At 42.8% G+C, this 10,530-nt stretch carries 13 protein-coding genes; 11 read left to right on the top strand and 2 right to left on the bottom strand.

Annotated elements, in window-relative coordinates; translation table 11 throughout:
- Together BA1DRAFT_RS22070 and BA1DRAFT_RS13420 are read left to right on the top strand one after the other, a co-directional pair.
- Positions 1-167: DUF1240 domain-containing protein (locus tag BA1DRAFT_RS22070; RefSeq protein WP_152544327.1), on the top strand; the 167-nt coding region annotated here is incomplete at its 5' end.
- Positions 168-576: 409 nt separating this feature from the next.
- Positions 577-1,467 carry a LysR family transcriptional regulator gene (locus tag BA1DRAFT_RS13420; protein ID WP_036779982.1) on the top strand — a complete coding sequence of 297 codons (891 nt, stop codon included), beginning with the start codon at positions 577-579 and terminating at the stop codon, positions 1,465-1,467.
- A 208-nt stretch (positions 1,468-1,675) separates the two neighbouring features.
- Here BA1DRAFT_RS13420 and BA1DRAFT_RS13415 read toward each other — a convergent pair whose 3' ends face one another.
- Positions 1,676-3,601, bottom strand: coding sequence for an ABC transporter ATP-binding protein (locus tag BA1DRAFT_RS13415; protein WP_036779980.1), 1,926 nt, complete (start codon positions 3,599-3,601; stop codon positions 1,676-1,678).
- A gap of 122 nt (positions 3,602-3,723) precedes the next feature.
- On the opposite strand from BA1DRAFT_RS13415, the gene kefG reads away from it, so the two are divergent.
- From kefG to slyD, 4 genes are all read left to right on the top strand, one after another.
- The gene (gene kefG / locus BA1DRAFT_RS13410) at positions 3,724-4,275 is read left to right on the top strand and encodes a glutathione-regulated potassium-efflux system ancillary protein KefG (RefSeq protein WP_036779977.1); all 552 of its coding nucleotides are present in this window, start codon (positions 3,724-3,726) and stop codon (positions 4,273-4,275) included.
- A gap of 2 nt (positions 4,276-4,277) precedes the next feature.
- The gene (gene kefB, locus BA1DRAFT_RS13405; RefSeq protein ID WP_051560789.1) at positions 4,278-6,122 is read left to right on the top strand and encodes a glutathione-regulated potassium-efflux system protein KefB; all 1,845 of its coding nucleotides are present in this window, start codon (positions 4,278-4,280) and stop codon (positions 6,120-6,122) included.
- The gene (locus BA1DRAFT_RS13400; protein WP_036779975.1) at positions 6,106-6,309 is read left to right on the top strand and encodes a YheV family putative zinc ribbon protein; all 204 of its coding nucleotides are present in this window, start codon (positions 6,106-6,108) and stop codon (positions 6,307-6,309) included. The genes kefB and BA1DRAFT_RS13400 overlap by 17 nt, the downstream gene beginning before the upstream one ends.
- An 88-nt stretch (positions 6,310-6,397) precedes the next feature.
- Positions 6,398-6,976 (top strand): peptidylprolyl isomerase, encoded by a 579-nt coding sequence (gene slyD, locus BA1DRAFT_RS13395; RefSeq protein WP_036779972.1) that lies wholly within the window; start codon positions 6,398-6,400, stop codon positions 6,974-6,976.
- A gap of 103 nt (positions 6,977-7,079) precedes the next feature.
- Here slyD and BA1DRAFT_RS13390 read toward each other — a convergent pair whose 3' ends face one another.
- A complete protein-coding gene (locus BA1DRAFT_RS13390; RefSeq protein ID WP_036779968.1) occupies positions 7,080-7,298 on the bottom strand; it encodes a protein SlyX in 219 nt (72 codons plus the stop codon).
- Between the two features lie 296 nt (positions 7,299-7,594).
- Here BA1DRAFT_RS13390 and fkpA point away from each other — a divergent pair, with 296 nt between their 5' ends.
- From fkpA to tusB, 5 genes are all read left to right on the top strand, one after another.
- Positions 7,595-8,359 (top strand): FKBP-type peptidyl-prolyl cis-trans isomerase, encoded by a 765-nt coding sequence (fkpA, locus tag BA1DRAFT_RS13385; protein ID WP_051560788.1) that lies wholly within the window; start codon positions 7,595-7,597, stop codon positions 8,357-8,359.
- 288 nt (positions 8,360-8,647) lie between these two features.
- The gene (locus BA1DRAFT_RS13380; protein WP_036779966.1) at positions 8,648-9,370 is read left to right on the top strand and encodes a helix-turn-helix transcriptional regulator; all 723 of its coding nucleotides are present in this window, start codon (positions 8,648-8,650) and stop codon (positions 9,368-9,370) included.
- Positions 9,370-9,765, top strand: a complete 396-nt coding sequence (gene tusD / locus BA1DRAFT_RS13375) for a sulfurtransferase complex subunit TusD (protein ID WP_036779963.1) — start codon at positions 9,370-9,372, stop codon at positions 9,763-9,765. The genes BA1DRAFT_RS13380 and tusD overlap by 1 nt, the downstream gene beginning before the upstream one ends.
- A gap of 9 nt (positions 9,766-9,774) precedes the next feature.
- Complete coding sequence (gene tusC, locus BA1DRAFT_RS13370) at positions 9,775-10,134, top strand: sulfurtransferase complex subunit TusC (RefSeq protein ID WP_036779960.1); 360 nt, start codon at positions 9,775-9,777, stop codon at positions 10,132-10,134.
- A 20-nt stretch (positions 10,135-10,154) separates the two neighbouring features.
- Positions 10,155-10,442 (top strand): sulfurtransferase complex subunit TusB, encoded by a 288-nt coding sequence (gene tusB, locus BA1DRAFT_RS13365; RefSeq protein ID WP_036779957.1) that lies wholly within the window; start codon positions 10,155-10,157, stop codon positions 10,440-10,442.
- Positions 10,443-10,530: the final 88 nt, after the last annotated feature.

The raw sequence follows: 10,530 nt of genomic DNA, 5'->3' as shown, positions 1-10,530 counted from the left end.
TTTATGTTAAATATCTTGGTATGATAGCTATTGTTGCATTTTTTTTGAGTTTTCCTGTATCTTTTTATGTGCATTATAAACTGAGGAGTAAGAATTACTTGATATGCCAAAAGATATCTTGGATGTCACCGAATAAATATGTAAAAGATATTAAACTATGTGATTAATGTTAGTCTTATTGGTGGGTGGCGGCGAGATTTGATTTAAAAATTAAGGCTAATAGCGATGTTTTCATAATGATATTCACCAGATATATTTATCTACCTTGTGTAGTAGCGAATGTATGTCACAGGATGTATAGGGATTGCTATAGGTAAAACACCTAAAAAGCGTAAAATTCATTATATTTTAAAGCGTTTAATTTAGATGGATTATTTAGTCATTTACCTCAGGGAGTAGAAAGGAATTATGGTAAATATAAACTTTTGTCAACATTTTTATAATAAATTAATTGATCATCTTATAATTGTTGTTTAATCTCTATTTAGTTAATTTCAGTTAAGTCTAAGTGATTTAGTCTATTGTTGAAATAATAACGCAAGCAAAGTTTGAAAGATAAACCCGAATGGTGGAGATATGGATATACGTAATCTCAAAGCTTTTATCGTGTTGGCTGAAACACTTAATTATCATCAGGCTTCTCAAATACTACATATTTCACAACCTGGGCTGACTAAGAAAATTAATGCGCTGGAAGAAGAGTTCGGGGCTTCTTTGTTTTCCAGAGGGCCGAATGGTACTAGATTGACTGATTTTGGGCAAAAGACCTTTGAGAATGCTCAGAAGTTATTGAGTCATTTTGAGCAGTTTCAGACTCAGGTGAATCATGATTTGCAATATGATTCGCCACATTACCTCTATGTTAGCTCTTGTTTTCCTATTTATGATTCCGGGAAAATGGAAGAGCGGCTTTTTCTAGGTAGTAAGGAAAAGGTGGTACTTGTGCTAATGACGGGGCTGACATTTGAGCAGCAAATGAATCTATTAAACTCAGGTCTATTACATATCGCTATTGTTCCTTTACCGTTAACTTCATCACTTATGCCAAGGAAGATTTTTACTGAAAAACTCGTTTATCTTTTTAAAAAAGGCAGTGATTGGAATCAGAATTTTGCTGAGTTAAATAAGGAAATAGCATCATTATATAGCCTTGTTGATACTGGTGAGAGTAATATATCGATTGATTTTACCGATGGTATTAATACATTTTCTATTTATAATAATAATATGAATTTAATGTTAAGAACTAATGATATTATGGTCATGATTGAGTTGATCATTAAACGCAATGGTTTTTCTTTAGTGCCGGAAAAAGTTATTCGCTCAATTCCATCACAATATCTGGATTCATTAGAGGTGTTGAAAACCGATATGGAGATTGATTTTGGTATCTTATGGAGTCCTGTTATCGATTATGAGTTGGTAAGTGAAGCAGAATTATTTTCTTCATTAATCGATAATATGTGAATAAGAAAGATAGCTGTTATTTGTATAGGGAGTGATTATATTGAAATTGTGCAGTGATATTATTGTGGATAAAGATGAAATATATATGGGGTATTATGGTTGGATTTATCTATTGCTGTTTTCAATGAAATAATATGAATATTATCGAAAAATAAAGCGGATTATTTTCTCCGCTCTATTTTTATTGAATGATAATGTATTAAATCATTTATCCTTCAAACTCTTGCGTCATTTTTTCAAGCTGTTCCTGAATTTCCATCCATGTTAATTCAATTGCTTCCAATTTTGATTTGGTCTGATTCTGTTTTTGCAGATATTCAGTCAATTCGGTTTTACGGCTGATATCATAAATAGCGCTGTCTGAAAGCTGATTTTCTAGTGCGACCAGTTCGTTACCCAGTTTCTCCATCTGTTTTTCCAGATCAGCAAGCTGTTTGCGCAGTGGTTGCGTTTGGTTACGGAAGTCAGCTTGACGCCGTTTTTGATCTTTTCTTTCCTGAGCGCTTTGGCTGGATGTCTCTTTTTCCTTATCGTTGTTTTCACGTATTTGCTGATTTAGTTGACGTTGTTGATCGGTCAGCCATTGTTGATAATCTTCTAAGTCGCCATTGAATGATTCTACCCGGCCATCATGAACCAGATATAACTCATCTGTTGTTGAACGTAATAGATGCCGGTCATGGGAAACCACCACTAACGCACCGTCAAAGTCGATCAAAGCTTCTGTCAGTGCTTGACGCATATCCAGGTCGAGATGGTTCGTTGGTTCATCAAGCAACAGAAGGTTAGGGCGTTGCCAGACCATCAATGCCAAAACCAAACGCGCTTTTTCTCCCCCGGAAAAACGCCCACTTGGGTCGGTCACTTGATCGCCTTTGAAACCAAAGCCGCCCAGATAATCCCTCAGTTGCTGCTCTGTTTCCTGTGGCGCAATGCGGACTAAATGCTGTAATGGCGATTCATCCGCACGCAAATATTCCAGTTGATGCTGGGCGAAATATCCCAGTTTAATCCCTTTAGCTAATTCTACCGTTCCACTCTGAGATTGCAGTTCTCCAGCTAACAGTTTAATCAACGTGGATTTACCCGCGCCATTACGGCCCAGCAGACCAATGCGGGAGCCGGGAACCAGATTCAGCTTGATGGAATTTAAAACAGTCCGTTCGCCATAGCCTGCGCTGACTTTTTCCATTTTCAGGAGTGGATTGGGCAGACTCTCTGGTTTACGGAAACTAAAATGAAATGGGTTATCAACGTGGGCAGGAGCGATCAACTCCATCCGCTCTAACATCTTGATACGGCTCTGAGCCTGTTTGGCTTTGCTGGCCTTGGCGCGGAAACGGTCAATATAGCTTTGCAGGTGGGCGACTTTCTCTTGCTGACTTTTATAAAGAGCCTGTTGTTGCGCCAGCTTGGTCGCGCGTTGGCGTTCGAAAGATGAGTAGTTGCCGCTGTACTCAAACAGCGATTGTTGCTCTATATGGAGGATCTTATCGGCAATAGGGTCGAGAAAATCCCGATCATGGGAGATAAGGATTAATGTCCCGGGGTAGCTTCTCAGCCATTTTTCCAACCAGATAACCGCATCCAGATCAAGATGGTTAGTCGGTTCATCAAGCAACAATAAGTCAGAACGGCAGAGTAGTGCCTGAGCTAGATTGAGGCGCATGCGCCATCCGCCGGAAAAGGCGCGTACAGGTTGATCGAGTTGCTCTTGAGAGAAACCTAAGCCGTGCAACAAACTTGATGCTCTTGAACGGATCGTCCAGGCTTGAACCGTGTCCAGTTGACTGTGTAGGTGAGCGATCAGGTTACCGTCATTTTTTTCATTGGCTATCCGCAGTTGTTGTTCCAGTTGGCGGAATTCACGATCACCATCAATAACATACTCCAGAGCAGGTATTTCCAAGGCAGGCGTTTCTTGATTCACCCAAGACAGCGCCCAGTTACTGGGAAAAGTGAATGCTCCTGCTTCCGCCTGAAGTTCATTTTTTAATAATGCAAGTAGGGTAGATTTGCCACAGCCATTTTTCCCTACCAGACCAACTTTCTGCCCGGGATTAATAGTGGCGCTGGCATTATCCAGCAAGACACGGGTTCCGCGACGAATTTGTAATGAAGAGAAAACAATCATAAGTATCGTTTGTATAAAATATGTTAAATTAGCAGTAACAGATAATAAGCGTCTTAATTTTATCACTTTGTATGCATGTTAACGGAAAATACGTGTCCTGACACGTTCTTGAGGAGGGAACGATGTTACAGCCGCCTAAAGTCCTGCTGCTGTATGCCCATCCTGAGCCACAGGATTCAGTAGCAAATCGTGTTTTGTTACAACCTGTGCAGGGTTTAGAGCATGTTACGATTCACGACTTATATGGAGCTTATCCAGATTTTTTTATTGATGTTCATTATGAGCAGCAACTGCTTCGAGAGCATCAGGTGATTGTTTTTCAACACCCACTGTATACCTACAGTTGTCCCGCTTTATTAAAGGAGTGGATGGATCGTGTACTGACTCGCGGGTTTGCCAGTGGTATTACCGGATTGGCATTACAGGGAAAATATTGGCGTTCAGTGATTACTACAGGGGAACCGGAAAGCACTTTCCGGGCTGATGGGTATAATCTCTATCCAATGGAAGAGATCCTTCGTCCTTTTGAACTCACCGCAGCGATGTGCCGTATGCATTGGTTATCACCAATTATTGTTTATTGGGCGCGTCGCCAAAAACCTGAACTTCTTGCCATCCATGCTAATGATTATCGTGAATGGCTCAAATCGCCATTGTCATTAGGAGGGCTATAGTTATGGAGCATTCAGCGCAATTGAGCGCCGGTGTATTGTTTTTATTTGCTGCTGTTGTGGCAGTGCCAATCGCACAGAAATGCAAGATTGGAGCAGTATTAGGTTATTTGTTGGCAGGGATTGTCCTGGGCCCGTGGGGGTTGAGCTTTATCAGGGATGTTGATGATATTCTTCATTTCTCTGAGTTGGGGATTGTTTTCCTGATGTTTATCATCGGCCTTGAGCTTAACCCCGCTAAACTCTGGCAACTCAGACGATCTATTTTTGGTGTCGGTGCGGCTCAAGTTATTTTCACGGCGAGTGTGCTGGCGGTGTTGCTATATCTGACCGATTTTTCATGGCAGGCGGCGGTTATTGGTGGTATCGGTATGGCGATGTCCTCAACGGCAATGGCTCTGCAACTCATGAAAGAGAAGGGCATGAACCGCAATGAAGGCGGGCAGCTTGGTTTCTCGGTTTTGCTATTTCAAGATATGGCGGTAATCCCGGCTTTGGCATTGATTCCGCTGTTGGCAGGTGGAACAGCATCCAGTGACTGGTATCGAATAGCGCTAAAAATTGCTGCTTTTGCTGGTATGTTGCTCGGTGGCCGTTATCTGTTACGCCCGTTGTTTCGTTTAGTCGTCAGAGCTGGAGTGCGTGAACTATTTACCGCGGCGGCGTTACTGGTGGTACTCAGCTCAGCGCTATTTATGGAAGCGCTCGGTTTTTCTATGGCACTGGGAACCTTTATCGCCGGGGTATTACTGGCAGATAGCGAATATCGCCATGAACTGGAAATATCCATAGAACCGTTTAAAGGATTACTGTTGGGGCTGTTTTTTATTTCGGTCGGTATGTCTCTGAATCTGGGAGTACTACTAATACATTTGTCCGAAGTATTACTTGGTGTGCTGGCTTTGGTGATTGTGAAAGGCATTGTGCTGTATCTGATCGCAATGATTGCTGGCTTGCGGGGGGCATCCTGCCTGCAATTTTCCGGCGTACTCAGCCAAGGGGGAGAATTCGCCTTTGTTCTGTTTTCTGCCGCACTGAGCCAGAATGTGCTCAATAGTGGACAGATGGCTTTGTTGCTGGTCGTAGTGACGATATCGATGATGACAACGCCGCTTGTCATGCAATTGATAGATGCTATTCTGGCACGTCGTTATAATGCCCAAGATGAGACGGATGAACAGCCCTTTGTGGAAAATGATGATCCGCAGGTGATTTTAGTGGGTTTTGGTCGATTCGGTCAGGTAATCGGTCGTCTTCTAATGGTGAACAAAATCCGTATAACGGTGTTAGAACGCGATGTCAGTGCTGTGAGTACGATGCGGCGTTATGGCTATAAAGTTTATTATGGCGATGCGGCTGAATTGGAGCTGTTACGTTCGGCAGGTGCGGATAAAGCCAAAGCGATAGTCATCACCTGTAATGAGCCGGAAGATACCATGATGATCGTTCATTTATGCCAGAAACATTTTCCGAATCTGCATATTATGGCGCGAGCCAGAGGACGCCTGGAAGCGCATGAACTGCTGCAAAATGGAGTAAAAAATTTCACCCGTGAAACTTTCTCCAGCGCTTTGGAACTGGGACGTAAAACCTTAGTTGAATTGGGAATGCATCCGCATAAAGCTAATCGTGCAAAACAACATTTCCAGCGGTTAGATATGCGGATGCTGAGAGAACTCATGCCGCAGCTACAGGGAGATGTGGCTCACATATCTCGTATAAAAGAGGCGCGGCGGGAACTGGAAGAGCTGTTTGAACGGGAAATGCTGAATGAACGTCGCCAACCGGATGGTTGGGATGAGCATGAATACATGAATAATAGCGGAGCAAATCATGTCGGTAAGTCGTAAGAGATTTATTGCTGGTGCTGTCTGCCCAGAATGTCACTCTCAGGACACACTCGCAATGTGGCGAGAAGATCAGGTTGATGTGGTGGAATGTGTCCATTGTGGTCATCAACAACGTCAGACTGATGAGAAAGTGACCTCTCATGTCAGAAAGCAGGAACAGGTTATTGGTATTTTTACCCCACAATAATTATGTGAATATTAGCGCGAGTGAGTACAGAGACTGAAAATTCCGCTACAATCGGTAAAAATTTTTAGACCCACGGGTAGGAGATGTCATGAAAGTAGCAAAAGACTTGGTAGTCAGCCTGGCTTATCAAGTAAGAACAGAAGATGGTGTTTTAGTTGATGAGTCGCCGGCGAGTGCGCCGTTGGACTATCTGCATGGCCGTGGTTCATTGATTAGCGGTTTGGAAAAGGCGCTGGAAGGCCGTGAGGCGGGTGAGAGTTTTGATGTCAGCGTGCAGGCTGATGATGCTTATGGTCAGTATGATGACAATCTGGTTCAGCGTGTGCCAAAAGATGTCTTTGTTGGTGTTGATGAACTGGAAGTTGGCATGCGTTTCTTGGCTGATACCGATATGGGGCCAGTACCCGTAGAAATTACAGCGGTTGAAGACGAGCATGTTGTGGTTGATGGTAACCATATGCTGGCTGGTCAGAATCTGAAATTCAATGTTGAAGTCATCGCCATCCGTGAAGCGACTGAAGAAGAATTGGCTCATGGTCATGTTCATGGCGCTCATGGTCACGAACATGGCGAGGGAGGCTGCTGTGGTGGTCATGGCCATGATGACGGTCATCATCACCATCATGATGAAGGACACGGATGCTGCGGTGGCGGCAGTTGCCACTGATAAGCTAAAGCGGATAGTACATTTTTAATATTTAAAAAAACGGGGCAAGTTTGGAATATTCAGTTTCGATACTTGCCCTAGTTTATTGTAATTTAATGTTTTTCTAGTAATGAGGCGGAGGAGTCTCCTCAGATGGTGAAGCGACCATTGAGGGTTGAGTGGCTTTTAATCGTTCTGTCATCAACCGCAAATGCTCTTTTAATCTGGCGATCTCCCTTTGTTGCTCAGTTACTACCTGATTTAATTCTTCGATAGTTATATCTTGAAAGGCAATTCGACTTTCCAAATGTTCAAGCCGTTGCTCAAATTCTGACAGATCCATGATCTCCTCCCATTTCAGGCCCTGTATTGCCAGTGTTAAATGCCCCATATTAATTAAGAGTGGCCTACTATGCCCAGAATATTCTGTGAAATGCGGTTATTATGAAACCTCTTGCCATTTATGTTGTCCTAATAAGCTTAGGGCACTAAAACAGCAAATATTGTGTTCAATAAACATTATGTTCAGCAAACATTGTGTTCAACAAATATTGTGTTGTGCTCCTGTAGGCAGTTATAGTGGCTTGATTGCATAACTTTTGCTGACGGTAAAATCCCCCAAAGCTATTGGAGAAACAGATGAAATCATTGTTTAAAGTTACCCTGCTTGCTACCACATTAGCGATGGCTTTCAGCGCCCCTCAGGTGTTGGCGGCTAAAGCGGATAGTCAGAGTAGCACAGAATTGAACAGCGCATTTAAAACAGAAGATCAGCAAAACGCTTATGCTCTGGGTGCATCTTTAGGGCGTTATATGCAAAACACCCTGAAAGAACAGAAATCTCTGGGTATCCCATTGGATAAAGATCAATTGTTATCGGGTGTGCAGGATGCTTTTAATGACAAAAGCAAACTGACTGACAGCGAAATTGAAAATACGCTGCGTGCATTTGAAGGGAAAGTGAAGTCTGCCGCTGAAGCTAAAATGGAAAAAGAAGCTCGCGAGAATGAAGCTAAAGGCGCTAAATATCGTGAAGAATTTGCTAAGGAAAAAGGCGTCGTTAAGAGCAAAACCGGCCTTTTGTATAAAATAGAGAAGGACGGCAGTGGTAAGAAACCTGTGGCAAGCGACACGGTAGTTGTGAACTATCGGGGGACATTGATTGATGGTAAAGAGTTCGATAGTTCCTATAAGCGTAATGAGCCGCTTTCTATTCGCCTGGATGGCGTTATCCCTGGTTGGACAGAAGGTTTACAGAATGTGAAAAAAGGTGGAAAAATTAAACTGGTTATTCCACCAGAGCTGGCCTATGGTAAAGCGGATCTGCCAGGTATTCCTGCAAATTCTACATTAGTATTTGATATCGAGTTGTTGGATATTAAAGCGGATACCAAAGCTAAGTAAGCTGTCAGCTAAATATCTTTGATCAATACGGATAAAACCGTTGGTAGAGATTCTGTCAACGGTTTTTTGTTACTGAAAGCTGTGATAGAGACCAAATGTCTGAGCTGCAATGGCTTGACGATGATGTCATGTGGTTTTAACGTCAATATTTCATGTGAATGCAAAGATCTTTGATTAGGATCTCTGTTAAGCTGCAACAATTGAGTTTTCACAAGAAATTTTTATAGGTTTATCACGTTGTGTTTTTAGCAAGACGTCGTTGTCTGCGTTTGAAGGATGGTGTATTGAATGTCTAACCCGTTATTATCTGGTGATATCAGTGATGTCGATTTACTGGAAAACCAACCGTTTACTGAAACGGACCACGAAATTTTAAAATCTTATGAAGCCGCGGTTGATGGCTTGGCTATGCTGATTGGTGGGCATTGCGAGATTGTCCTTCATTCATTGGAAGATCTTAAATGTTCAGCCGTCAGAATAGCCAACGGAGAACATACAGGTCGTAAAATAGGTTCACCGATTACTGATCTTGCGTTGCGCATGTTGCATGACATTACAGACGAAGATTGTAGTGCATCTAAAGCCTATTTTACCCGGGCGAAAAGCGGTTCATTGATGAAGTCAGTTACGATTGCGATCCGCAACCGGAATCGCCGAGTGATCGGCCTTCTGTGCATTAATATGAATCTTGATGTTCCTTTCTCTGAAATTATTCAGACATTTATTCCAGAAGAAACACATGATGTCGCACCAAACGTAAATTTTGCCTCATCCGTGGATGATTTGGTCGCGCAAACGCTGGAATATACTATTGAAGAAGTCAATATTGATCGCAGTGTATCCAATAATGCCAAGAACAGGCAGGTGGTTCTGAATCTCTATGAGAAAGGCATTTTTGATATTAAAGATGCAATCAATCAGGTTGCTGAGCGTTTAAATATTTCTAAACATACTGTTTATCTCTATATTCGTCAGTTTAAAAATGGTGAATGTTTAGGGCCTGAGCGGTAATGTCTTCGTTGTCTTATTGTCTGCTGGTTACGGGGCCTGCATATGGTACCCAGCAAGCCAGCAGCGCTTACCAATTCGCGCAAGCCTTAATTACGATGGGGCATAAACTTAATACCGTATTTTTTTATCGGGAAGGGGTTTATAACGGCAATCAGTTGACTGTACCAGCCGGTGATGAGTTCAACTTGGTTAGCGCATGGCAAGCGATGGCAAAAGAGCATCGGTTTGGCATGCATATTTGTATTGCCGCTGCCCTGCGTCGTGGCGTTCTTGATGCTCAGCAGGCGAATGAGTTGAATTTACCGGTAGCAAACCTGGCTGAAGGGTTTGAACTAAGTGGATTGGGAACACTGGCTGAGGCTATGTTGACTTGTGACCGTGTGGTGCAATTTTGAGAGGCAAAAATGAAAAAAATTGCTTTTGTCTTCACTAAAGCGCCTCATGGTGACGCAGGGGGTAGAGAAGGCTTAGACGCATTGCTGGCAACTTCGGCATTAACAGAAAAGATAGGTGTATTTTTTATTTCTGACGGCGTACTCCAACTACTACCGAATCAGCAGCCTGACAGAATCCTTGCCAGAAACTATATCGCTACTTTTAAGGTGTTGCCTCTGTACGATATTGAAGAATGTTATTTGTGCCGGGAAGACCTTACGATGCGTGGGTTAAGCTCAATCAATCGTTTTGTTCTGGATACGGGAGTGATACCCGCAGAAACAATCCGTGAGAAGTTGGTTGACTATGATGTTGTGCTGACATTCTGAGCTATTGGAAGGACAATAATATGCTATATACTGTTGGCCGATCGCCTTATCAATGTGATTTCAATGCGATATTCAATCTGCTTGCCCGTGGTGATGACATCCTGTTTATTCAGGATGGCGTACTGGCAGGAATTGACGGTAATTGTTATCTGCCGAATCTGATCAGTTGTGGCGCTGCCTTGTATGCGCTGAAAGAAGATATCGAGGCGCGGGGATTGAACGGGCAGGTTTCAGACAAAGTGCAAGTGATCGACTATACTGACTTTGTTAACCTGACGGTAAAACACCATCAACAATTCGCCTGGTAGTTGAGAAAACGCTGTATATTTCTTGACACCCTGACGAGTCAGCCATAAAATTCCGCGTCCTCGTGTTTTGCCGTTGGGCAGACAAGAG

Origin of the sequence: Photorhabdus aegyptia (assembly GCF_000612035.1) — a bacterium.
GTDB classification, from domain to species: Bacteria; Pseudomonadota; Gammaproteobacteria; order Enterobacterales; family Enterobacteriaceae; genus Photorhabdus; species Photorhabdus akhurstii.
Note: the sequence above shows the minus strand (reverse complement) of the source record. Positions and strands in the feature narration are given on the sequence as shown.

What these genes read in the sequence shown, in the direction of transcription:
- kefB (WP_051560789.1), top strand. Translation starts at nt 4,278, where the DNA reads ATGGAGCATTCAGCGCAATTGAGCGCCGGTGTATTGTTTTTATTTGCT.
- slyD (WP_036779972.1), top strand. Translation starts at nt 6,398, where the DNA reads ATGAAAGTAGCAAAAGACTTGGTAGTCAGCCTGGCTTATCAAGTAAGA.
- BA1DRAFT_RS13400 (WP_036779975.1), top strand. Translation starts at nt 6,106, where the DNA reads ATGTCGGTAAGTCGTAAGAGATTTATTGCTGGTGCTGTCTGCCCAGAA.
- tusD (WP_036779963.1), top strand. Translation starts at nt 9,370, where the DNA reads ATGTCTTCGTTGTCTTATTGTCTGCTGGTTACGGGGCCTGCATATGGT.
- kefG (WP_036779977.1), top strand. Translation starts at nt 3,724, where the DNA reads ATGTTACAGCCGCCTAAAGTCCTGCTGCTGTATGCCCATCCTGAGCCA.
- BA1DRAFT_RS13415 (WP_036779980.1), bottom strand. Translation starts at nt 3,601, where the DNA reads ATGATTGTTTTCTCTTCATTACAAATTCGTCGCGGAACCCGTGTCTTG.
- fkpA (WP_051560788.1), top strand. Translation starts at nt 7,595, where the DNA reads ATGAAATCATTGTTTAAAGTTACCCTGCTTGCTACCACATTAGCGATG.
- BA1DRAFT_RS13390 (WP_036779968.1), bottom strand. Translation starts at nt 7,298, where the DNA reads ATGGATCTGTCAGAATTTGAGCAACGGCTTGAACATTTGGAAAGTCGA.
- BA1DRAFT_RS13420 (WP_036779982.1), top strand. Translation starts at nt 577, where the DNA reads ATGGATATACGTAATCTCAAAGCTTTTATCGTGTTGGCTGAAACACTT.
- tusC (WP_036779960.1), top strand. Translation starts at nt 9,775, where the DNA reads ATGAAAAAAATTGCTTTTGTCTTCACTAAAGCGCCTCATGGTGACGCA.
- tusB (WP_036779957.1), top strand. Translation starts at nt 10,155, where the DNA reads ATGCTATATACTGTTGGCCGATCGCCTTATCAATGTGATTTCAATGCG.
- BA1DRAFT_RS13380 (WP_036779966.1), top strand. Translation starts at nt 8,648, where the DNA reads ATGTCTAACCCGTTATTATCTGGTGATATCAGTGATGTCGATTTACTG.